This is a genomic window from Lysobacter sp. ESA13C (genome assembly GCF_019970005.1).
Classification (GTDB): Bacteria; Pseudomonadota; Gammaproteobacteria; order Xanthomonadales; family Xanthomonadaceae; genus Lysobacter; species Lysobacter antibioticus_B.
In genome coordinates this window covers 73543-96000 of sequence record NZ_JAHXYK010000014.1, presented here as the reverse complement: position 1 = coordinate 96000, position 22458 = coordinate 73543, and the positions used below count along the sequence as shown (strand labels likewise).

Annotated in this window: 17 protein-coding genes; 10 read left to right on the top strand and 7 right to left on the bottom strand. The window is 67.8% G+C overall.

Annotation, left to right across the window (positions count from 1 at the left end; translation table 11 throughout):
• Positions 1-175 precede the first annotated feature (175 nt).
• The 5 genes from LC490_RS22210 to ppx all read left to right on the top strand — a co-directional run bounded on the left by LC490_RS22210 (position 176) and on the right by ppx (position 8135).
• Positions 176-1882 (top strand): M48 family metalloprotease, encoded by a 1707-nt coding sequence (locus LC490_RS22210; protein ID WP_223621655.1) that lies wholly within the window; start codon positions 176-178, stop codon positions 1880-1882.
• Positions 1883-2411: 529 nt separating this feature from the next.
• Complete coding sequence (gene phoB / locus LC490_RS22205; protein ID WP_031373561.1) at positions 2412-3119, top strand: phosphate regulon transcriptional regulator PhoB; 708 nt, start codon at positions 2412-2414, stop codon at positions 3117-3119.
• A gap of 9 nt (positions 3120-3128) precedes the next feature.
• Positions 3129-4487, top strand: a complete 1359-nt coding sequence (gene phoR / locus LC490_RS22200) for a phosphate regulon sensor histidine kinase PhoR (protein WP_051885300.1) — start codon at positions 3129-3131, stop codon at positions 4485-4487.
• Positions 4488-4505: 18 nt separating this feature from the next.
• On the top strand, positions 4506-6590 hold the full coding sequence (gene ppk1, locus LC490_RS22195) for a polyphosphate kinase 1 (RefSeq protein WP_031373563.1): 2085 nt from the start codon (positions 4506-4508) through the stop codon (positions 6588-6590).
• A 15-nt stretch (positions 6591-6605) separates the two neighbouring features.
• Positions 6606-8135 carry an exopolyphosphatase gene (gene ppx, locus LC490_RS22190; RefSeq protein ID WP_031373564.1) on the top strand — a complete coding sequence of 510 codons (1530 nt, stop codon included), beginning with the start codon at positions 6606-6608 and terminating at the stop codon, positions 8133-8135.
• Positions 8136-9126: 991 nt separating this feature from the next.
• Here the strand turns inward: ppx and mdoH are convergent.
• Together mdoH and LC490_RS22180 are read right to left on the bottom strand one after the other, a co-directional pair.
• The gene (gene mdoH / locus LC490_RS22185) at positions 9127-11046 is read right to left on the bottom strand and encodes a glucans biosynthesis glucosyltransferase MdoH (RefSeq protein WP_223621654.1); all 1920 of its coding nucleotides are present in this window, start codon (positions 11044-11046) and stop codon (positions 9127-9129) included.
• A complete protein-coding gene (locus LC490_RS22180; protein ID WP_031374191.1) occupies positions 11043-12581 on the bottom strand; it encodes a glucan biosynthesis protein G in 1539 nt (512 codons plus the stop codon). Before LC490_RS22180 ends, mdoH begins: the two co-directional genes overlap by 4 nt.
• Before the next feature lie 234 nt (positions 12582-12815).
• Between LC490_RS22180 and LC490_RS22175 the strand changes: the two genes are divergently transcribed.
• From LC490_RS22175 to LC490_RS22165, 3 genes are all read left to right on the top strand, one after another.
• Positions 12816-14000 carry a glycosyltransferase family 1 protein gene (locus LC490_RS22175; RefSeq protein ID WP_223621653.1) on the top strand — a complete coding sequence of 395 codons (1185 nt, stop codon included), beginning with the start codon at positions 12816-12818 and terminating at the stop codon, positions 13998-14000.
• The gene (locus LC490_RS22170; RefSeq protein ID WP_223621652.1) at positions 13997-14548 is read left to right on the top strand and encodes a phosphatase PAP2 family protein; all 552 of its coding nucleotides are present in this window, start codon (positions 13997-13999) and stop codon (positions 14546-14548) included. The genes LC490_RS22175 and LC490_RS22170 overlap by 4 nt, the downstream gene beginning before the upstream one ends.
• A 363-nt stretch (positions 14549-14911) precedes the next feature.
• Positions 14912-15220, top strand: a complete 309-nt coding sequence (locus LC490_RS22165; RefSeq protein WP_223621651.1) for a hypothetical protein — start codon at positions 14912-14914, stop codon at positions 15218-15220.
• 74 nt (positions 15221-15294) lie between these two features.
• Here the strand turns inward: LC490_RS22165 and LC490_RS22160 are convergent, their stop codons facing one another.
• The 5 genes from LC490_RS22160 to creB all read right to left on the bottom strand — a co-directional run bounded on the left by LC490_RS22160 (position 15295) and on the right by creB (position 20783).
• Entirely contained in the window at positions 15295-16182 is an 888-nt protein-coding gene (locus tag LC490_RS22160; protein ID WP_031373324.1) for a carbon-nitrogen hydrolase family protein, read from the bottom strand.
• Positions 16179-16787 (bottom strand): GNAT family N-acetyltransferase, encoded by a 609-nt coding sequence (locus LC490_RS22155; RefSeq protein WP_223621650.1) that lies wholly within the window; start codon positions 16785-16787, stop codon positions 16179-16181. Before LC490_RS22155 ends, LC490_RS22160 begins: the two co-directional genes overlap by 4 nt.
• 275 nt (positions 16788-17062) lie before the next feature.
• On the bottom strand, positions 17063-18532 hold the full coding sequence (creD, locus tag LC490_RS22150; protein ID WP_081931171.1) for a cell envelope integrity protein CreD: 1470 nt from the start codon (positions 18530-18532) through the stop codon (positions 17063-17065).
• A gap of 121 nt (positions 18533-18653) precedes the next feature.
• Positions 18654-20096: a two-component system sensor histidine kinase CreC gene (creC, locus tag LC490_RS22145; protein ID WP_223621649.1), complete on the bottom strand. Its 1443-nt coding sequence runs from the start codon at positions 20094-20096 to the stop codon at positions 18654-18656.
• A 12-nt stretch (positions 20097-20108) separates the two neighbouring features.
• Positions 20109-20783 carry a two-component system response regulator CreB gene (gene creB, locus LC490_RS22140; RefSeq protein WP_031373320.1) on the bottom strand — a complete coding sequence of 225 codons (675 nt, stop codon included), beginning with the start codon at positions 20781-20783 and terminating at the stop codon, positions 20109-20111.
• A gap of 222 nt (positions 20784-21005) precedes the next feature.
• On the opposite strand from creB, the gene rlmJ reads away from it, so the two are divergent.
• Entirely contained in the window at positions 21006-21866 is an 861-nt protein-coding gene (rlmJ, locus tag LC490_RS22135; RefSeq protein ID WP_036149339.1) for a 23S rRNA (adenine(2030)-N(6))-methyltransferase RlmJ, read from the top strand.
• A 296-nt stretch (positions 21867-22162) separates the two neighbouring features.
• A complete protein-coding gene (locus LC490_RS22130) occupies positions 22163-22369 on the top strand; it encodes a hypothetical protein (protein WP_223621648.1) in 207 nt (68 codons plus the stop codon).
• Positions 22370-22458 lie beyond the last annotated feature (89 nt).

The following is a 22458-nucleotide window of genomic DNA, read 5'->3' as shown; positions in this document are numbered from 1 at the left end:
CGATGGAACGCAGTCCCGCGCTACTCAGTACGCCAGCGTCGGGTCTGGTGCTCACCCTCACCGCAACGTCCCGGGACGACCCCGAATGCGCCGATCGGACGTTGAACCCCTGAGTTAACGACGCATTCACGCCGTCCCACCGCCCGGGCGGCATCCTGCCATGCATCCGCCGCGAATGCCCCGCCGGCTTTCGCAAGCCCGCCATCCGCCCGCCATCATCCGTCTGCTCCCGAGGACTCACCGCTTGCGCCGCATCGCCCTGCTCACCGCCGCTGTCACCCTCGCCCTCGGCAGCGTCTGCGCGAGCGCGCAGGAATCCAAGCTGCCCGACATCGGCTCCTCGGCGGCGGAACTGCTGACGCCGGCCAAGCAGCGCCAGTACGGCGCGATGATGCTGGCGCAGCTGCGCCATTACGACTATCTGCTCGAAGACCCGCTGATCGACAGTTGGCTCGACACGCTCGGCACCCGCCTCGCCGCCAACAGCGACAAGCCGACCCAGCCTTTCACCTTCTTCATGCTGCGCGAGCGCCAGATCAACGCCTTCGCCACCCTCGGCGGCTATATCGGCGTCAACTCCGGCCTGGTGCTGACCGCCGAACGCGAGGACGAGGTCGCCGCGGTGATCTCGCACGAAGTCGCCCACGTCACCCAGCAGCACGTGCTGCGCGGGGTCGAACGCGCCCAGCGCGATCAGTTGCCGATCCTGCTGGCGATGCTCGGCGCGATCGTCGCCGCGCAGAGCGCAGGTTCCAATTCGACCGACGACGCGACCATGGCCGCGATCACCTCGGGCCTGGGCCTGATGCAGCAGCGCCAGATCAACTACACCCGCTCCAACGAATCCGAAGCCGACCGGATCGGCATCCAGACCCTGTCGCGCAGCCATTACGACCCGACCGCGATGGCCGACTTCTTCGCCCGCATGCAAGTCGTTTCGCGCAGCAACGCCGCCAACTGGTACGGCGAGACCCCCGACTACCTGATGACCCACCCGGTCACCACCACCCGCATCGGCGAAGCCAAGGAACGTGCCGAGCAGATCGCCGGCAGGAACAGCCTGACCGCGGTCACCGCGACGCCGAACGCGACCCGGGTCGAACGCATCCCGAAGGCGCCGTTCACCCTGCCCGACAACGCCAGCGGCACCGACAACCCCTTGTTGCCGAGCGGGCTGAAACTGCTCGACCAGTCGCTGAACTCGGGCAGCACCGGCGTGTTCGAGTTCGCCCGTGAGCGCCTGCGCGTGCTCAGCGCGGTCTCGTCGCGCGAAGCGGTGCGCGAGTACGAGCGCCTCGGCGGCGACAGCGACGCCCGCCGCTACGGCATGGCGCTGGCGCGGATGCGCTCCAACCAGTCCGGCGCGGCCGTGCCGGTGTTGAACGAATTGCTGCAGAAGCACCCCGGCCAGGTCTGGCTGAGTCTGGCCTTGGCCGAAGCCGAGGCCCAGACCGGCAAGACCGCCGCGGCCGACGCCCGCTTCGAAGCGCTGCTGCGCCAGACCCCGAACAACCGCGCCATCGCCCTGGGTTATGCCAAGGTCCTGACCGACCGCAACACCCCGGCCGGCGGCCAGCGCGCCCAGGCCGTGCTGCGGCCGCTGTTCGGCCAGGGCGGCGACGACCCGCTGCTGCAGCAGTTGTTCGCCCGCGCCTGCGAGATCGCCGGCGACTCGATCCGGGCCGGCGAAGCCTATGCCGAGGCCGCTTATCTGCGCGGCCGTCCTGAGCAGGCCCTGGTCCAGCTGAATACGCTCAAGCGCAATCCGGACCTCGACTATTACGCCCGTGCCCGCATCGAGGCCCGCATCGCCGCGATCACCCCGACCGTGCTGGAACTAAAGCGGCAGGGCGTGCGCGACGAGGATCTCAAGCGGCGCTAGGCCTGCCTGGGTCCGCAGAAGGCAACGGCAACGGCAAATCCCCCGCGCCGCCGGTCCAGGCCAGGCTTCGGGCCGGCTCGGGGCGCTGCCCCCTTTGTCAAAGGGGGCGAGTTTCAGTGCTGCGCCAAGGAATCGGCCCGTCATATGCCAGGGGTCGCCGGCTTTGCCGAAGACGGCGAGTTCGAGTCCGCGGCCAAGGGCCAGCATCGCGCAGCGGCACCGCCACGCGGCCGCCACGGCAGCGTCGCCCGTTCGCCACATGGCGACCATCGATCGGCCCCCTGCCATCGCGATGTCATCTGAACGCCAAACTCCAGCGTCGCGCATTACGGCGGCAACGGCGGCGAAAGCGCCGCCAATCCAGCGTAAGCCCCGTTTGGCCCGAATCTCGCGAAAACGCGCTGGGGAAGCGCGGCGCATCACAAAGCCGACAATGCAGCCGGGGCCTTGTCATGGAGTAGTCATAAAACGGTAGTGTACTGGCGCCGTTTCAAGGACGAGCCCTCCCCGCCTCCCCCTCGGTGACCGTGTGCAGAAGCGCATCTTGATAGTCGAAGACGAACCCGCCATCCGCGACATGGTGTCCTTTGCCCTGCGCAAGGGCGAATACGACCCGGTCCATGCCGGCGATGCCCGCGAGGCCCAGGCCGCCATCGCCGACCGCGTGCCCGACCTGATCCTGCTCGACTGGATGCTCCCGGGCACCAGCGGCCTGGAACTGGCCCGGCGCTGGCGCAAGGAATCGCTGACCCGCGAGATCCCGATCATCATGCTGACCGCGCGCGGCGAAGAGAACGACCGCGTCGGCGGCCTCGAAGCCGGGGTCGACGACTACGTGGTGAAACCCTTTTCGGCGCGCGAACTGCTGGCCCGCATCCGCGCCGTGCTGCGGCGCTCGCGCGAAGACGACGAGGACGGCAGCGTCGGCGTCGGCCCGCTGCGCATCGACGGCGCCGCCCACCGCGTCTTCGCCCACGGCGAAGGCGGCGACCAGCCGGTGCAGATCGGCCCGACCGAATACCGGTTGCTGCATTTCTTCATGACCCACCCCGAACGCGTCTACTCGCGCACCCAGTTGCTCGATCACGTCTGGGGCGGCAGCGTCTATGTCGAAGAGCGCACGGTCGACGTGCACATCCGCCGCCTGCGCAAGACCCTGGAGCCGCATCACCTCGACGGCATGGTCCAGACCGTACGCGGCGCGGGGTATCGTTTTTCCGCCTCGCTCGCCGCGTAAGCTGGAGGTATGCCTCCCCGCGCACGCTCCGCCTGGTTCCGCACCCTCGGTCAGCTCGCCCTGATCCTGGTCGGCGCCGCCGTGCTCGGCGTGCTGATCGGCCATCCCTGGCCGGTCGTCACGTTCGCCGCGCTCGGCGTCGTCGCCTGGCATTACTGGCGGCTGCGCCGGGTGCTGATCCGCCTGACCGCACGCCAGCGCCTCACCCCGCCGCTCGGCGAAGGCATCTGGAACGAACTCGACCGCCTGCTGCACCGCAGCCAGGCCGAAATGCGCGGCCGCAAGCGGCGCCTGATCGAAATGCTGCGCGCCTATCGCGCCGCCGCCGCGGCCATGCCCGACGCCATCGTCGTGGTCGAACGCAACAGCCAGCGCATCCAATGGTTCAACGAGGCCGCCACCGGTTTGCTCGGCCTGCGGTACCCGCGCGACATCGGCGCGCCGGTGGTGCAACGCCTGCAGCCGCTGCAGCTCGCGCATTGGCTGGCCTCGGGCCGCAATGCTGAGCCGCTGGAAGCGGCCTCGCCGTGGAACCCGGCGATCACCCTGAGCCTGCGCCTGATCCCGTACTCGGAAAACCTGTGGCTGCTGGTCGCGCGCGACGTCAGCCGGCTGCTGCAACTGGAGCAGATGCGCCGCGACTTCGTCGCCAACGTTTCGCACGAACTGCGCACGCCGCTGACCGTGGTGCACGGTTATCTCGACCTGCTCGACCCGGAAGAACACCCGGACTGGGCGCCGATGCTGGCCGAGATGCAGCGCCAGTCGCAGCGCATGACCCAGTTGGTCGAAGACCTGTTGACCCTCTCGCGGCTGGAGTCGCAGGACAGCCTGCCGGCCGAGGAAATCGTCGCGATGGCCTCGATGCTGTCCACGCTCAAGCGCGAAGCCAATGCGCTGAGCCAGGGCCGGCACGAGATCGCGATGGACGACCTGGCCGGGGTCGACCTGTTCGGCTCCAACAAGGAACTGCACAGCGCGTTCTCCAACCTGGTCAGCAATGCGATCCGCTACACCCCGGCCGGCGGCACGATCCGCATCCGCTTCCGCCCCGAAAGCAGCGGCATCGCCCGCGGCGCGGTGCTGGAAGTGGTCGACAGCGGCTACGGCATCCCGGCCGCGCACCTGCCGCGCATCACCGAGCGCTTCTACCGCGTCTCGACCAGCCGCTCGCGCGAGAGCGGCGGCACCGGCCTCGGCCTGTCGATCGTCAAGCACGTGCTGAACCTGCACCAGGCGCGGCTGGAGATCGCCAGCGAGGTCGGCCGCGGCAGCACCTTCGCCTGTCACTTCGGCATCGACCGGATCCGCCGCCGCGACGCCTACCACGATGCATTCGCCGATACTCTCCCCGACGTCCTGCCTTAGGAAATCTGCAGCAGCGCCATGAATGCGATGACGGACACCCCGCTCGACACCGATCCGCTGCGCGACAGCGCCCTGTACTTCAATCGCGAACTGTCCCAGCTGGATTTCAATTTCCGTGTCCTGGCACAGGCCCAGGACGCGCAGGTGCCGTTGCTGGAGCGCCTGAAGTACCTGTGCATTTCCTGCACCAACCTCGACGAGTTCTTCGAGATCCGCGCCGGCACCATGCGTCACGCCCAGGACCTGGGCCTGGCGCCGGGCCCGGACGGCCTGGCCCCGGCCACCGTGCTGGCGCGCATCCACGACCGCGCCGCCGAACTGGTCAAGTCGCAGTACGAGTGCTGGAACGACGTGCTGCGCCCGGCGCTCAGCGACGCCGGCGTGCGCGTGCTCGGCCGCAACTCCTGGAACGCGCGCCAGACCCGCTGGCTGCGCGCCTACTTCCGCGACGAGATCATGCCGGTGCTGTCGCCGCTCGGGTTGGACCCGGCGCATCCGTTCCCGAAAATCCTCAACAAGTCGCTCAACATCGTCGTCGTGCTGAAGGGCAAGGACGCATTCGGCCGCGCCGGCAACCTGGCCATCGTGCGCGCGCCGCGCTCGCTGCCGCGCATCATTCAATTGCCCGAGAACGTCTCCGGCGGCAAGCACGACTTCGTGTTCCTGTCCTCGGTGCTGTCGACCTTCGTCGACGAGCTGTTCCCGGGCATGGAGGTCAAGGGCGCGTATCAGTTCCGCGTCACCCGCAATTCCGAGCTGCTGGTCGACGAGGAAGAGGTCGACAACATCGCCCTGGCCCTGCGCGACGAGCTGATCGGCCGCGGTTATCTGCGCGCGGTGCGGTTGGAAATCGCCGAGCAGTGCCCCAAGCCGATCGTGCGCACCCTGCTGGAGAATTTCGACCTACCCGAGAACGCGGTTTACCGCATCAACGGCCCGGTCAACCTCAACCGCGTGATCCAGGTGTACGACCTGGTCCAGCGCCCGGAACTGAAGTTCCCGGCCTACCAGCAGCGTGTGCTGCCGGGCGTGGACAGCATGTTCGACACCGTCGCCGACGGCGACGTGCTGCTGCACCACCCCTTCGATGCGTTCTCGCCGGTGCTGGAGCTGATCCGCCAGGCCGCCGAAGACCCGCACGTGCTCGCGATCAAGCAGACCCTGTACCGCGCCGGCAAGGATTCGCCGATCGTCGAGCAACTGGTCCAGGCGGCGCGCAACGGCAAGGACGTGACCGTGGTGGTCGAGCTGCGCGCGCGCTTCGACGAAGAGGCCAACCTGGGCCTGGCCGACCGCCTGCAGGAGGCCGGCGTGCAGGTCGTGTACGGCGTGGTCGGCTACAAGACCCACGCCAAGATGCTGCTGATCGTGCGCCGCGAGGGCCGCAAGCTGCGCCGCTACGTGCATCTGGGCACCGGCAACTACCACAGCGGCACCGCGCGCGCCTACACCGACTTCGGCCTGATCACCGCCGATCCCGACATCGGCAACGACGTGCACCTGATCTTCCAGCAGTTGTCCGGGCTGGCGCCGTCGCTCAAGCTCAAGTGCCTGTTGCAATCGCCGTTCACCCTGCACGCCGGGGTGCTCAAGCGCATCGACCGCGAAACCAAGCACGCCCGCGCCGGCAAACCGGCGCGCATCGTCGCCAAGATGAACGCATTGAACGAGCCGCAGGTGATCCGCGCGCTCTACCAGGCCTCGCAGGCCGGCGTGCAGATCGAACTGATCGTGCGCGGCGCCTGCACGCTGCGTCCGGGCGTGGAGGGCATCTCCGACAATATCCGCGTGCGTTCCATCGTCGGCCGCTTCCTCGAGCACCACCGCGTCTATTGGTTCGCCAACGACGGCGCCCCGGACCTGTTCTGCTCCAGCGCCGACTGGCTGGAGCGCAACCTGCTGCGCCGGGTCGAGACCGGTTTCCCGATCCTCGATCACGACCTGCGCGCCCGCGTTTACGACGAGGCGCTGTCGAATTACCTGGCCGACAACCTCAACGCCTGGGAGCTGCAAGCCAGCGGTCAATATTTGCGCGTCGTACCCGAGGAAGGCGCAATGCCCCACTCGGCACAGGCGACCCTGTTGGCCAAGTTGTGCGGATAAACGAAAATCCCGCACATGAACAACATTTTCCCGACCACCCGCCTGCCGCTCCAGGACGGCGACCTGCTCGCCGCCGTCGACCTGGGGTCGAACAGTTTCCACATGGTGGTCGCCCGCTACGTGCTCGGGCAGCTGCGCACCGTCGACCGCTTGCGCGAGACCGTGCGCTTGGCCGAAGGCCTGGACCGCAAGGGCGGCCTCGCCCCTGAGGTGCGCCAGCGCGCGCTGGACTGCCTGTCGCGCTTCGGCCAGCGCATCCGCGACGTGCCGCCGCAGCGCGTGCGCGCCCTCGCCACCAACACCGTGCGCCGACTGGCCGCGCCGCAGGCCTTCCTGATGCCGGCCGAATCCGCGCTCGGCCACGCCATCGAAGTCGTGTCCGGCCGCGAAGAGGCCCGCCTGATCTACCTCGGCGTGGCCCACGCGCAGCCGTCCAAGCCCGGCGAACGCCGCCTGGTCATCGACATCGGCGGCGGCTCGACCGAGTGCATCATCGGCAGCGGCTTCGAGGCGATCGAACGCGAAAGCCTGCAAGTCGGCTGCGTCGCCACCACTCGCCGTTTCTTCGAGAACGGCAAGTTGTCGAAGAAGAAATGGCGCGATGCGCTGACCGAGGTCTCGGCCGAATTCCAGCAATTCGCCGGCACCTACCGCTCGCTGGGCTGGCACGAGGCCCTGGGCGCGTCCGGCACCAACAAGGCCATCGGCGAGATCTGCGCGGCGATGAAACTGACCAAGGGCGCGGTGATCGCCGACGCCCTGCCGCACTTGCGCGACCGCCTGCTCCAGGCCGACCGCATCGACGAGATCGACCTGCCCGGCCTGTCGGCCGACCGCCGCCCGATCATCGCCGGCGGCATCCTGATCCTGGAAGCCGCCTTCAACGTACTCGGCCTGCAACGCATGGCGATCAGCAAGGCCGCGATGCGCGAGGGCGTGCTCTACGACATGCTCGGCCGCGGCGGCGCCGACGACCCGCGCGATGCCGCGGTCAAGGCCATGGTCAACCGCTACGGCATCGACGAGCAGCAGTCCGCGCGCGTCGAAGCGACCTTGCTGCGTTTGTTCGACCAGGTCGCGGAAAGCTGGCGCCTGGATGCCGACGACCGCCTGATGCTGCAGCGCGCCGCGCGCCTGCACGAGCTCGGCCTGGCCATCGCCCACAGCCAGTACCACGTGCACAGCTCGTACGTGATCGAGAACTCCGATATCTCCGGCTTCTCGCGCCAACAGCAACAGTTCCTCGCCGCCCTGGTACGCACCCACCGGCGCGGCATCCCCAAGTCCGCCTTCGACGCCCTGCCCGACCGCCTGCTGTCTGCGGTGCGCCGCAGCTCGGCCTTGCTGCGCCTGGCGGTGCTGCTGCACCGCGCTCACGAATCCGACCCGATCCCACAACTCGACGCCCACGGCGACGGCAACACCCTGACCCTGACCGTGTCCCGCCGCTGGCTCGAATCGCGCCCGCTGATCCACGCCGACCTGGAAGGCGAGCCGCAGGATATGGCGGGGTTGGGAATTTCGTTGAAGCTGCTGGGGGTTTGACGGGTTCCGCATGCCGCGTCAGCGCGCGCAGAGGTAGCGACGCCGACGCCGCGCGTCGAAGCGGCGCATCGTCGCCGGGTAGGAGCGGCGCAAGCCGCGACATCGCTGTTTCGGGTTTGCTGCGTTTCTCTCAAGCAAGATCAAGATCAAACGCATAAAGCTTCCGCCACTAAAGCGGCGGGTTACTTTCTTTTGTCATAAGCAACAAAAGAAAGGTAACCAAAGAAAAATGCTTTTCTTTGAATCACAGGCCCGCACGAGCGATGCCGACGCAGGGATTTTTCATACGAGACATCCCTGTCTCGATGAAAAACGGCCTGCATCCATGCAGGCCGCCCTTCGGGTCTTCGATTGCCTTCGCAAGTGCGAAGCCGCGCACAGCAACAGCAATGGCGATCGCGATGGCATAGCAACAGCAAGGCCGTCGGAAATCGCTCCCTCAACGGTACAGCCACTGTAGGAGCGGCGTTAGGCGCGACCGTGGGACGCGCAGAGACTGCATAGCCGCCGCCAATGATCGAGGCGGCGCTCTAGCGCAGGGTAGGAGCGGCGCAAGCCGCGACCGTGAATTAGGGCGGCGATGATCCGCTGATGGCGTCGCCCCTCCCTTTGGCTTTGGCCTTGGCTATTGCGGTGCGCCGTCTCGAACTAGCGAAGGCCACAGAAGACCCGGAGGGCGGCGCGCAGGGATGCGCGCCGTTTTTCATCGGGACATGGATGTCCCGTATAAAAAATCCCTGCGTCGGCATCGCTCGTGCGGGCCCTTGATTCAAAGAAAAGCAACTTCTTTGGTTAGCTTTGACCGAAGGGAATCCAGACGGACTTTTGTTGCTTATGACAAAAGAAAGTAACCCGCCGCTTTAGTGGCGGAAGCTTTTAGCGTTTGATCTAGATCTTTCTTGAACGATGCGCCGCAAGACCGAAGCACCGCAGTCGCGGCTCACGCCGCTCCTACATATGCACTACGGCGAATGCGGAAGCAGAGTAGCGATCACCCCGCCGTCCGCTGCGCCGCCTCGGCCCGCAATTGCTTCGCCCTCACCAACACCGGCGGTGGGGTGATCTCTTCTGGAATACGGAAGATCCCGATCCGCCGCAGCCATAGCCCGGGCCCACGCGCCGAGGTCAGCGCCACCACCGGAATCGACACCACCAGGCCGATGATCACCGGCGACATCCACGCCGCCAGCGGCGGCGACACCACATAGGCCATCGCGCCGATCAGCAGGCCGAACAGGGTCAGGCCGCCGTAACTGCGGATCAATCCCGACAACGGCAGGCTGCCGTCGTCGCGACGCTGCGATTCCCAACCCGAGTCCTTGCCCGACAGCACCTCGGCGACGCCGCGCGACTGCACGTACATCGTGATCGGCGCCATCAACGCCGCCAGCAAGGTCTCCAGGATCATGCTGAAGAAGGCACGGATCGCACCGCCGCAGCCGCGCCGGGTGTTGCCGTCGAGCAGCATGGTGATGAAACCCATCACCTTCGGCGTCAGCAATACCGCCATCGTCGCCACGAACACCCACAGCGCGCGCTGGGGGTCCTGGTCGCGCCAGTAATCGCCCGGCGAGAAGCCGGGCAGGCGCGCGCTTTGCCAGTTGAAGAAGCCGGCCTTGTCGAGCGGAATCGCCAAGCCGATCAGCATCATCACCGCCCACATCGGCGCGGTGAAGTAATGACCGATGCCCATCAGCAGGTGCATGCGGCTGATCCAGTGCAGGCCTTTCGCCGGCAGCACCGCGGTGTGCTGCAGATTGCCCTGGCACCAGCGGCGGTCGCGCACCAGCATGTCGGTCAGCGAGGGCGGGCCTTCTTCATAGCTGCCGACCAGGCCCGGTAGCATGTGCAGGGCCCAGCCGCCGCGACGCATCAGGGCGGCCTCGACGAAATCGTGGCTCAACACCGTGCCGCCGAAGGGCTTGCGGCCGCGCAGTTCCGGCAGGCCGGCGTGCTCGGCGAAGGCGCGGGTGCGGATGATCGCGTTATGGCCCCAGTAGTTGCTCTCGGCGCCGTGCCACCAGGCGATGCCGTAGGCGATCACCGGGCCGTAGACGCGCCCGGCGAACTGCTGCATGCGCGCGAACAGGGTTTGGCCGTTGACGATCATCGGCAGCGTCTGGATCAGCGCGACGTCGGGGTGGCGTTCCATCGCGCTCGACAACTTCACGATGACCTCCCCGGTCATCAGGCTGTCGGCGTCGAGGATCAGCATCTGCGGATAGGCGGCGCCGAAACGGCGCACCCACTCGGCGATGTTGCCGGCCTTGCGTTCGGCGTTGTTCTTGCGCCGGCGATAGAAGATGCGCTGCTGGCCGCCGGTGCGTTCGCGCAAGGAATGGAAGGCGCGGATCTCGGCCTGGCGGATCGGTTCCTTGGTGGTGTCGCTGAGGATGAAGAAATCGAAACGATCGAGCTGGCCGGTGGCGGCCACCGATTCGTAGATCGCCTGCAGGCCGGCCATCAGCCGCTCGGGATCTTCGTTGTAGGTCGGCACCAACAGAGCGGTGCGTTCGCCGAGCGCCGGCAATTCGCCGCCCTGCTTCAGGCCCAGGCGCCAGCGCCGCCGCGACAGGATCAGGGCGAACCCAGCCAGCGAGCTGGTGAAGGCCAGCGCGATCCAGGCGAACAGCGCCACGAACAGCAGCAACAGCACGCCTTCGAGCAGGTTCAGTCCGCCGACGTAGAGCACGCGCAGGATGTGATAGGCCGCGACCAGAGTCAGCAGCGCGGCGCCGCCGATCACGTACAGGCGGCGCAGGGCCATGCCCTTCGGCTCGCTCGGCAGGGCGTTGCCGGAACGTTCGCCGCTGCTCAGCGATTGCACCGGCATCGTCAGGGGCGATTCCGGGGGCAGCGCTTCGAACGGCACGGAGAGGGGTCGTTGCGGGGGAGCGACGGTTGAGTTCATGCAGTCCAACGATAAAGCCAGGTTTCGGAAAGGGGGCCGTCGCCGTCTTCGAGCACCGCGCGCAACTCGACCGAGCGGGCAGTGCCCGGTTCGAGTTCGAACGACATTCGCCAGCCGCCGGTGCCGGTGTTGGGATGGGCGATCGCGTTGACGATGCGCCCGGCCGAGGCCCAGACCACCGCGCGCGGTTTGGCGTCGGCGGCGAGCTGGCTCAGGCGTCCGCCATCGAGGTCGATGACGATCCGCCGCGCCGCACCGTTGCCGGCGCCGATGTTGCCGGCGCCGATCCGGGTACGGCTCACCGTCGCCTGCGCCGGCTTCCAGGCGTGTTTCGCGCACCAGTGCAAGCGGTAGTCGTAGCGATGTTCGCGCCCGGCCGCGAGCGGCGCGCGCGGCCGCCAGAAGGCGACGATGTTGTCGTGATACTCGTCGCCGGTCGGGATTTCGATCAGATGCACCGCGCCCTCGCCCCAATCGCCCACGGGCTCGACCCACAGACTCGGGCGGCGCTCGTAGTGCGCCTCGCTGTCGGCGTAATCGGCGAAGCCGCGCTTGCGCTGCATCAGGCCGAACGCGCGCGGGCGACGGTCCTGGAACGCGCTTTCCTGCAAGGTCTTGGGATTGCGCAGCGGGCGCCAGATCTGTTCGCCGGCGCCGTTGTGCAGGGCCAGGCCATCGGAGTCGTGCACCGCCGGGCGGAAGTCGTCCACGCCGACGCGATCGGTAGCGTCGAAGTGATACATGCTGGTCAAAGGCGCGATGCCGACCCGGTCGAGGACGACACGCGGGTACAGACGCAACTGCGTGTCGAACACCGTCTCGGTGCCTGGCGTGATCGCGAAACGCATCGCCCCGGCCACGCTCGGGCTGTCCATCAGCGCGTGCACGACGATCTGCTTGGCCCCCGCCGCAGGCTGTTCGATCCAGAAGCCGGTGAACACCGGAAACTCTTCGCTGTTGCCGGCGCCGGTATTCAGCGCCAGGCCGCGCGCCGACAGCCCGTACAGCAGGTCCTTGGCGACCGCGCGGAAATAACTCGCGCCGAGGAAGGCGCAGACCTCGTCGAAGTAGTCGCCGCGGTTGATCGGCGCATGCACGCGGAAGCCGGCGAAACCCAGGTCGTCCTGGGTCGGCTTCGGCGCGCTGCCGAAGCCGAACATCTGCGGCCGATACACCACCGGCGTGGCGACGCCGCCGTGCACGCGGTGAATGTCGACCCGATGCTTGAACAAGAACGCGCGATGGAAAAACTGCAACTGGAACGGCAGTCCCTCGGCTTTCCACAAGGCCTGCTTGGGATCGAAACGGATATCGCGGTAGGTGTCGTACTTGATCCGCGCCAGCGCCTCGGGCAGGTCGGCATCGGCCGGCCGATAGGGCTTGGCCGCCAGCGCGCGCGCCAAGCCCGGCACCGTGGCCGCGTCGAAAGCCCGCCCGGGGCCGGTCGCGGCCAGCGCCGACCACGGCAGCCCGCCCCCGGCCAGGCCGGCCAACGGCAGGGACAGCCCAGCCTTGATCAATTCGCGTCGGTGCACACGCCACCTTCGGAGGGGGTAAACCGGGCGATTGTAGGGATCGGGTTGTTAACACTCCGGAACATGGCCCTTGCACGACGGCATTGACTCGCGGGTTTTCAGCTCCAAAGGCACGGCGAAATGCCGATTGCGTCACATGAACGCGGCCACTCCGACCGCGTCACCGCCCTGTCATCGCCCCGCCACGGCCGGGACATGGATCGCGCCCAGGCTTGCCCAAACCGGGAGCCGCGCATGCGCTACGCGATCGTCACCGAGACCTATCCGCCGGAAATCAACGGCGTGGCCCTGACCGTACAGGGTCTGGAGCAGGGTCTGCGTGCGCGTGGCCACGAGGTCGGCCTGGTCCGTCCGCGCCAGCACGGCGAAGCCCAGGACGGCGCCGCCCACGAGTTGCTGGTCAAGGGCCTGCCGCTGCCGCGCTACCCGGGTCTGCGCTTCGGCCTGCCCTGCGCCGCGCGCCTGACCCAGGCCTGGAGCGCGCATCGCCCCGATGCGGTCTACGTGGCAACCGAAGGCCCGCTCGGCTGGTCGGCGCTGCGTGCAGCCCGGCGCCTGCGCATCCCCGCCGCGACCGGCTTCCACACCCGCTTCGACGAGTACATGCGCGACTACGGCGCACCGTTCCTGGTCGGCACCGCCCTGCGCTGGATGCGCCGCTTCCACAACGGCGCCGACGCCACCCTGGTGCCCACCCGCGAACTCGTCGAGTTCCTGCGCAGCCAGGGTTTCGAGGACGTGGTGCGGCTGCCGCGCGCTGTCGACACCGTATTGTTCGACCCCAGCCGCCGCCGCCGCGAGCTGCGCCGCGAATGGGGCCTTGATGAGAACGGCCTGGCCGCGATCTACGTCGGCCGCATCGCCGCGGAGAAGAACCTCGAACTGGCCGTGCGCGCGTTCCGCTCGTTGCAGCAGATGCGCCCCGAGGCGCGCTTCGTCTGGGTCGGCGACGGGCCGGCGCGGGAGAAGCTGCAGCGCGACAACCCGGACTTCATCTTCTGCGGGCTCAAACGCGGCGAGACCCTGGCCGAGCATTTCGCCAGCGGCGACCTGTTCCTGTTTCCGAGCCACAGCGAGACCTTCGGCAACGTCACCCTGGAAGCCATGGCCAGCGGCGTGCCGACGGTCGCCTTCGACTACGGCGCCGCCCACGAACACCTGCGCGACGGCGTCCACGGCGCGGCCGTCGCCGACGGCGACGACGCCGGCTTCGTCGCCGCGGCGGTGCGCATCGGCAGCGAGGATGCCTTGCGCGCGGGAATGTCCCGCGCAGGCCGCGAGGCGATCAGCGGCCTGCGCCCGGAACAGGTCGCGGCCGATTTCGATGCCCTGTTGCACGGCCTGGCCGATCGCAATCCGCACAACCGCACGACCCGCCGCATCAACGACGAAAGCAAACCGACCCAGGAGGTCGTATGAACCGGCTGCCGTTGCGAAAACGTCTGATCGCCGGCGAGTCCGGCTGGTGCCTGCGCGCCAATCGCCTCGGCGAACGCAGCGGCTCGCGCGCCTATTTCGCGGCGGTCAGCCGCCTCGGCGACGGGATGTTCTGGTACGCGCTGATGGCCGCGCTGATCCTTGCCGACGGCTACGACGGCCTGCGCGCCTCGGCGCATCTGGCCGCCACCGGGGTGATCGCGCTGGCGTTGTACAAACTGCTCAAACGCTGGACCCGCCGCCCGCGCCCGTTCGCTTCCGATCAACGCATCCATGCCTGGGTGGCGCCGCTGGACGAGTTCAGTTTCCCCTCCGGCCACACCCTGCACGCGGTGGCCTTCAGCCTGGTGGCGATGGCGCATTACCCGATGCTGGCGTGGTTGCTGATCCCCTTCACCGCGAGCGTCGCCGCCTCGCGCGTGGTGCTGGGCTTGCATTACCCCAGCGACGTGCTGGCCGCGACGGTGATCGGATCGAGCCTGGCCGGGCTTTCGCTGTGGCTGGTGCCGGGGGTTTCGTTGTTCGGTTGAAGCAATGAATCCATCCCTGTAGGAGCGGCGTGAGCCGCGACTGCGTTCGCTCGGTTACCGGCGTTGGCTACCAGATCTCGCGATCGATGGCGCCGTTGCCGTTACCGTTGCCGTTGCCGTTGCCGTTGCCGTTGCCGTTGCCGTTGCCGTTGCCGAGATTTTGATCTGCTTTGCCGCTCTGCCGGTCAAGTGGAGACCCGGAGGGCGCCGCACAGGACGTGCGGCGTTTTCCGATAAGACAGGGACGTCTTATCGGAAAATCCCGGCGCTAGCTGCGCACTCGTGGCCTGTGCCCTTGCAAGGAGAGCCCTTTTCTTTGGTTACCTTTCTTTTGGGCTTAGCAAAAGAAAGTAACCCGGCCGCGTGAGCGGACGAAAGCTCTGCTCTTGCTTGTGGCTTCTCGATCAGCAAGATCAAGATCAAACGCTAAGAGCTTCCGCCACTAAAGCGGCGGGTAACTTTGTTTTGTCTAAAGCAACAAAAGTAAAGTCACCAAAGAAAAATGCTTTTGCTTTGAATCACAAGCCCGCACGAGCGATGCCGACGCAGGGATTTTTCATACGGGACATCCATGTCCCGATGAAAAACGGCGCGCATCCCTGCGCGCCGCCCTCCGGGTCTTCGATTGCCTTCGCGAGTGCGGTGCGACGCACAGCAAAATCCGAAGCATGAAAAGCGAAAGCTGAAGCGTGCTAGCAAGGGCTGAAGCCAAGGGCCAAGAGCAAAACCGGCCGACGGAACCCCATCTACCGTCCCCACCCCTCCACCCTCGCCCGCGCAATCGCCGGCGCACCCTGCCCCATCCAATCGCGATCGTTCGCCACCTGCGCCCGTACACGGCTCGCTTCGAGCGCGGCGAAATCCAAGTCGGCATAGGCCCAGCGCTGGCCCGCGCGGGTCTGCGCCAGGACGCCGTCGGCCGGCAGGCCCACGTCCATCGGCGCATAGATCGCCGCCTCGCCGGTGTTGGTGTCCAGGGCCGGGCTCCACAAGGCCTCGCCGGCGGTCACCGCCTGGGCGACGAAGCTGCGGTTCTCCAAGGCGCGCGCCAGGCAACCGACCCGCACGCGCGTCGCGCCGGCCTCGGTGTCGGTGCAACTCGGCGCCAGCAACAAGCGTGCGCCGGCTTCGCATTGCGCCCGCACCGGCAGCGGGAACTCGATGTCGTAGCAGACCGCGATGCCGGCGCGCTGGGTGCCGATCTCGAAGGTCTTGAGCGCATCGCCGGCTTCGATCACGCCGGCCTGTTTCTCGAAGCCGGTCAGTTGCAGCTTGTCCTGCCACAGGCGCCCGCCGTCGGGGGCGAAGGCGTCGCTGCGGTTGCGGTAACGCCCCTGTCCCAGATCGAGCAGGAAACTGCCGGCGACCACGTGCAGGCGCAGTTCGCGCGCGAGCAGGCCGAACAGGTCCAGCCAGGCCTGGCGATAGGCCTGGATGGCGACCAGGGAGGCATGCAGGTCGCCCTGGGTCGCCGCGCCGAAAGTCGCGCCGAGTTCCAGCGCCAGATACTCCGGCAGCACCGCCACTTCGGCGCCGCTGGCGCGCGCTTCGCTGAGCCACTTGGCCTGCTTGTCGGCGAATTCGGCGAAGCTGCGCGGCGCGCCGATCGTGTACTTCGCGACCGCCACCCTCATTGCACGCGTTCCAGGGGGCGCAGCCAGAAGCTCAAGGTATGCGGGCATTCGCCGCGTCCGAGCTCACGCCATGGCAGCGAGACCTGCAGCTCCGGGCGATGGACGTAGCCGCGTTTTCTCCAGAATTCCTCGTTGCCGCGATGGAACGCCGGTTTTCGGCCGTCGCTGGCGTCGCGTTCGACCGCGCAGAACGCGGTCCAGCGGAATCCATCGAGCCCGCGCGCATGGGCCTGGCGCTCGTCGAAGAAGCGATGGCCGATGCCGCGCCCCCGGTATTCGGGCAGCAACACCGACTCGCCGCAATAGAACACCTGCTCGATATCGATCGGACCGCCTTCGAAAGCGACGCGCAGCTCGGGGGTTTCGTCGGCCATCGGCAAGCCGGTCGAAGCGCCGACGATGCGGCCGCCGTCGAAGGCCAACACCGCGATGCTGCGCCAGGACTCGCGATAGGTCCGCAAGTAGTTCGCCTCGTAAGCGACATCGCCGTCGTAGAGATACGGCCAGTCGCGGAACACGCTCATGCGCAGCGCGGCGATGGCATCCAGGTAAGGCGTGATCTCGGCACCGCTGTAGGTATGGATCTCGGGCATCGGGGTATTCATATGGGCATCTTGGTGAAGGCGTGAGGCTTCAGAGTCATGCTGCGGTAGAGCCCTGCGTGTTCGGCTCCGCCGAAGTAAAGCAGCCGAGCCCGCCTGCGCGGGAACGACGGCCGCCGGTTCTTACGCTTAGATGGGAGGTTCCAAAGCCCGGCATCTCCTGCGCGAACACCCAGCATCTCCGTCGTTGGTCGCAGTGTGCGCCAAGCAAGGTTATCCCGATGGCAAAACGACGCGGCGGCGGGCGTCCCTGCCCGCCGCCGCGCCGCATCGCTCGCTTACTCGCCGCGGTGGGGCGGCAGGTCCGGCGGGTTGCCCGCGGCCTGGGCCACCGGGGTACGCAGGGCCTCGGCCTTCGGCGGATCCGGCACACGCTTCGGCGACGAACCGCCGAGCTGGTACCAGTCGACCTTGCGCGTCACCATCATCAACACCGCCAGGATCAGGAACAGCAGGCCGGCACCCAGCACCAGCGCGTTGTCCTCCGAGATCAGCAGGCCGTACAGGGCACCGTAAAGCGTCGTCAGCATGGCACCGAACCCCAAGGCGCGAACGAGACTGCGCAAGACCGCACTCAGATAGAACACCAGCAGGCCGATGCAAGCCACGCTCGCGGCCAGATAGGCCAGGCCGAAGGCGAAGTGTTCGCTCAGGCTGACCAGCAGCAGGAAGAAGATCGCCAGGGCCAGGCCGACCAGGCCGTACTGGATCGGGTGGATGCGCAGTTGCTTCATCAACTCGAACATGAAGAAACCGACGAAGGTCAGCAGCACGAACAGCAAGCCGTACTTGGTCGCCCGATCGGCCTGCGAGTAGACGTTGACCGGGTCTTTCAGAGTCACCTGGACCGCGTTGATGTCGCCGCCGGGCTCGTTGCCGATTTCGTCGTCGCCGGCCACCGCCACCGTCGGCAGGATCGAACCGGCCAGGTACTGGCGTTGGGCATTGGTCGCCACCGAGGAAACCTGCCATTCGGCGCGGAAGCCCTGGTCGCCGATGTCGTCCGAATGCGGCGGGAAGCTGCCGCCGTAGTTCGGGTGCGGCCAGGTGGAGCTGAGGGCGAAACGGTTGTTCTTGCCCAGCGGCACCAGCGCCAGCGACTCGGTACCGCCCAGGGCGAAGTCGAGGTCGGTCTGCAGGCGCAGCGCGCTGCCCGGCGCCGGCGCCGCCAGACGCGCATGGATGCCGCCGCCGTCGCGCGCGCCGAGGCCGTCCTCGATCGTGGTCTCGGCGCCGTCCAGGCGCAATTTGGGATTACGCAGGCCGCGCACGTCGGCGAAGGCATAGCTCAACCAGGGACGGCCGATCACCCGGCGCCGACCGGATTCGACCTGATCCGCGCTCAGCACCGGATCGGCCGGAATGGTCGCGGCGAAGTCGGCCTTGGCCTTGCCCTTCCATTCGTAGACCCGGACCTTGTGCAGGCCGAGCTGACGCACCTTCGGGGTGATCTCGCCTTCGACGTCGAGCTTGTTCGGGAAGAAGGTCCAGCGACCCTGCTCGCGGCGCTGGACGCGCTTGACCGTGCCGTCGAGATCTTTTTCCGTCTCGATCCAGGAATCTTCGTACGGCACTACCAGGGCCGGCCCCGAGAACGCCTGCGCACCGGCATAGCTGCGCGCAATGCGGGCCACCGCCTGGGCGCGGTACGTCTGTCTCTCATCGATCACGCCGCCGATCATCAGCAGCGGAATCAGTATCGCCAGGGTCATCCCCAGCACCATCAGCATCTTCAACCACACACGCATGTCGTACTCCCTGTCCGCAACGTTGGACGGCAGGTTGCGCCGCCTGTGCGGGGGCGCGATGGCGCACGCGTGTGCTATCGGTGAAGCAATGGTGAAGCGCCGTTCGGGCGCCCTGGCGGGCTCAGCCGCGCACGATCAGGCTGGCGCGGGCGCCGCCCTCTTCGCGGTTGACCAATTCGGTTTCGCCGCCGTGCAAGGACGCCACCTCGGCGACGAAGCACAGGCCCAGGCCGCTGCTGCGGCTGCCGCCGGACGGACGCGGCAACGAATAGAAACGCTCGAACACGCGACTCAAGGCATAGTCGGGAATGCCGGGGCCGCGGTCGCTGATGTCGACGCGCTGGCACTCGCCGTCGCGTTGCAGGCGCAGCACGATCTCGCCGCCGCGCGGCGAGAAATCGGCGGCGTTGTCGATCAGATTGATCAGCGCCTGGCGCAGCAGGAAGGCGTCGCCCCGCACCGGCGGAAGATTCGGCTCCAGGTCGAGCAGCAGCTTGGCGCCGGAACGGTCCAGGCGCTGCGTGCATTGCTCCAACGCCTCGCGCACGATCGCCGCCAGCGCCACCGGCTCGGGCCGCTCCAGGCGCTGGCGATGTTCGACCGCGGCCAGTGCCAGCAATTTGTCGATCATCTGCGCCAGGCGCTCGGCCTGGCCGCGGATGCTGGCGGCGAAACGGGCGCGGTCGGCGTCCGGCATCGGCGCATCGCCGGGCGGCGATTCGAGCAGTTCGGCGCTGCCGCGGATCGCCGCGAGCGGGCTCTTCATCTCGTGGGTCAGGGTGTGCACGTATTGCTCGACGTACTGCTTGCCTTCCAGGCGCGTGCGCATGGTCTCCAGCGCGCGCCCCAGCTCGCCGAATTCGCCGGCCGCGCGCGGCGGCGTGGCGCGATCGCCGGCGGTGACCGCATGCGCATAACGGCGCAGCAGGCCGATCTGGCGCGACAGCCACCACGACACGCCCAGGCCGATCGCCAGCGCCGCGCCCATCAGCACGAAGCCCCAGCGCGTCACCACGGTCTGGCTGCGGGCGATGAAGGGGGCGATGGCGCTGTTCGGCTTGGCCACCGTCAACGAGCCGATGACCTGGCCGTTGTCGGCGCGGATCGGCGCGGCCACGTGCATGATCGTGGTTTCCGGGTGACCGGGGTCGGTCGCGCTGGAACGCGCGCCGTAGCGCCCGCGCAGGGTCAGATAAACGTCGTTCCAGCGCGAGTAGTCCTGGCCGACGTCCTGGCCGCTGCTGTCGAACACGACGATGCCGCGCGCATCGGTGATGTAGACGCGGTAGTTCGCCGCGCGCTTGCGGAAGCCCCAGATCGCCGCGCCGACGTCGCGCTGGCCGAGCGCGCGCACGCGCTTGGCGAAATCGCCCTGGTTGATGCGGCCGGCGACGAAATCGTCGGTGGCCAGCTCGGCCAGCACGTTGGCGGTATCGACCAGGGTGTCTTCCATGGCCTGGCGCACGCCCGGCTTGACCTCGGCGACGAACACCCGCGCCAGCAGCAACGCGGCCACCGCCACGATCAGGAAATACCCCAGGAAGATCCGCAGGCCGATCCGCATCGGGGCGCCCGCTTACGAGGCTTCTAGCGAATAGCCCAGGCCGCGATGGGTGCGGATGGGGTCGCGGTCGGCGGCGACGTCGCGCAGCTTGGCGCGCAAGGTCTTGATGTGGGTGTCGACGGTGCGGTCGCCGCTGTCGAGGGCGTCGCCCCAGACCCGGTCCATCAGCTGCGCGCGCGACAACACCGCGCCGGGGCGCTGCAACAGAGCGGCGAGCAGGCCGTATTCGTAGCGGGTCAGGTCCAGGGCCTGGCCGCGGTAACGGATGCGCTTGCCCTCCAGGTCGTGCACGAAACCGTCCTCGACCGCCGCGGTCTCGGCCGCGCCGCCGCGCGCGCGCCGCAGCACCACGCGCACGCGCGTGGCCAACTCGCGCGGCGAGAACGGCTTGGTGACATAGTCGTCGGCGCCGATCTCCAGGCCGAGGATGCGGTCGGCCTCGGCGTTCTGCGCGGTCAGGAAGATCACCGGCAGATCGCGCCCACGGCGCAGCTCGCGGCACAGGGCGAAGCCGCCGATGTCGGGCAGGCCGATGTCGAGCACGGCCAGGTCGAAGGCCACGCGCGCGGCCTCGCGCAGGGCTTCGCCGCCGGTCAGGCAGTGCACCGCCTCGAAACCTTCGGCGCGCAAGGCATAGAGCACGGTGTCGGCAATGGCGGATTCGTCTTCGACGAGCAGGATGCGCATAGGACCGGGAATCGGGAGTCGGAATTAGGGAGTCGGTAACGCAGTTATGCCGCCCATGATGCCTTGCCGGGCCTCCGGCTGCCGCCCCCGGAAAACGCCGCGACGGCTATGGCCCCATAATGCCCCCCGGCGTCATGCCCGTCGCTGCCACGCCACTGGGTCCCCAATGCCGGCGCGTCTTCTCTCCGAATCCCCTCTCCCGAATCCCGAATCACGGCCTCAATGAACTATCGCCACGCCTTCCATGCCGGCAATCACGCCGATGTGCTCAAGCACGTCGCCCTGCTGGCCCTGTGCGATGCCCTGACCGTCAAGCCCGCACCGCTGTTCGCCCTGGATACCCATGCCGGGCGCGGCCTGTATCCGCTCGACGGCAATTCGGCGCTGCGTACCGGCGAAGCCGAGGGCGGCATCGGCCGGTTGCTGGCCGAGGCGCCGAAACAGGCCGCCATTACCCGTTACCTGGCCGCGGTGCGCGCCTGCCGCAACGAGCACGGCCCCTCGGCCTATCCCGGCTCGCCCTGGCTGCTTGCGCATGCCTTGCGCGAGGACGACCGCATCGCCGCCTGCGAGTTGCAGCCGGAAGAGGCGAGCCAGTTGGAGCACCACTTCAAGGCCGATCCACGCATCGCGGTGCACGCGCGCGACGGCTACGCGGCGATGAAGGCCATGTTGCCTCCGAAGATCGGCGCGACCCGCTACAACCGCGGCCTGGTCCTGATCGACCCGCCCTACGAGGCCCAGCTCGAAGAATTCGACACCGCCCTCGGCGCGCTGCGCGACGCCCTCGCCCGCTGGCCGCAGGGCTGTTACGTGCTGTGGTACCCGATCAAGCGCCGCCGCGCCCTGCAGCCGTTCTACCGCCGCGCCGCGACCTTGCCGGCCAAGTCGATCCTGACCGCCGAGCTGCTGGTGCGCGCCGACGATTCGCCGCTGCGCATGAACGGCAGCGGCCTGCTGCTGCTCAATCCGCCGTGGCAGTTCGACCAGACACTGCAGGCCGCACTGTCGGTGCTGGCACGCACGCTGGCCGAAACGGCGGACGCATCGGCGGCGGTGACCTGGCTCAAGCAAGCCGACTGAGGCACCTCGAAGCAACGCGCAAGCTCCCTGCAATACCTCGCTGCAATGCAGCGAGACGCCGAGGCGCGCTGGCTTTCGATGACCACCTGCGATTGCATTCGCCGCATCGCCGCCCGCCGAGCGCGGGCGGCGAACGCTGGCCGGCAAGCGCCGAAACTTCGGTAAAACCCGGCCGAATCGACGGCGGCGTCGTTCGCCGTCGTGCCCGCCTGGCCGCGATTGGCCGCTTGCGACGCGCCTGGATCCCGGCGTATCACTCCCGGGCCCACTGAAGGGCGAAAGGAGAGGGAGTTCGAATGTCCAGGAAGAAGATTTCGTTCCTTGCGATCTGCGCGTTCGCGTTCGGCATCGGCATGGCGTCGAGCGCCGGCGCCGCCGGCTGCAACAACACCTGCCGGCTCGGCTGCGAGACCGCACTGACCAACTGCGAGAACAACGGCGGCACCCAGTGCTACGTGACCTACTCGCAGTGCTATCGCCGCTGCGGCTGCATCCTGCCCTGATCGATCGCGATCGCGGCACGACCGGGGAGAGCCCGCTCTCTCCGGTCTTCGGCCTTACCCAGCGGCCTGGGCAGCCATCGCCCGAGCGA

Coding starts and splice junctions, on each gene's coding strand:
- LC490_RS22170 (WP_223621652.1), top strand. CDS start 13,997: ATGAACCGGCTGCCGTTGCGAAAACGTCTGATCGCCGGCGAGTCCGGC.
- ppk1 (WP_031373563.1), top strand. CDS start 4,506: ATGAATGCGATGACGGACACCCCGCTCGACACCGATCCGCTGCGCGAC.
- mdoH (WP_223621654.1), bottom strand. CDS start 11,046: ATGAACTCAACCGTCGCTCCCCCGCAACGACCCCTCTCCGTGCCGTTC.
- LC490_RS22130 (WP_223621648.1), top strand. CDS start 22,163: ATGTCCAGGAAGAAGATTTCGTTCCTTGCGATCTGCGCGTTCGCGTTC.
- ppx (WP_031373564.1), top strand. CDS start 6,606: ATGAACAACATTTTCCCGACCACCCGCCTGCCGCTCCAGGACGGCGAC.
- creB (WP_031373320.1), bottom strand. CDS start 20,783: ATGCGCATCCTGCTCGTCGAAGACGAATCCGCCATTGCCGACACCGTG.
- LC490_RS22160 (WP_031373324.1), bottom strand. CDS start 16,182: ATGAGGGTGGCGGTCGCGAAGTACACGATCGGCGCGCCGCGCAGCTTC.
- phoR (WP_051885300.1), top strand. CDS start 3,129: ATGCCTCCCCGCGCACGCTCCGCCTGGTTCCGCACCCTCGGTCAGCTC.
- rlmJ (WP_036149339.1), top strand. CDS start 21,006: ATGAACTATCGCCACGCCTTCCATGCCGGCAATCACGCCGATGTGCTC.
- LC490_RS22155 (WP_223621650.1), bottom strand. CDS start 16,787: ATGAATACCCCGATGCCCGAGATCCATACCTACAGCGGTGCCGAGATC.
- creD (WP_081931171.1), bottom strand. CDS start 18,532: ATGCGTGTGTGGTTGAAGATGCTGATGGTGCTGGGGATGACCCTGGCG.
- LC490_RS22210 (WP_223621655.1), top strand. CDS start 176: ATGCCCCGCCGGCTTTCGCAAGCCCGCCATCCGCCCGCCATCATCCGT.
- creC (WP_223621649.1), bottom strand. CDS start 20,096: ATGCGGATCGGCCTGCGGATCTTCCTGGGGTATTTCCTGATCGTGGCG.
- LC490_RS22175 (WP_223621653.1), top strand. CDS start 12,816: ATGCGCTACGCGATCGTCACCGAGACCTATCCGCCGGAAATCAACGGC.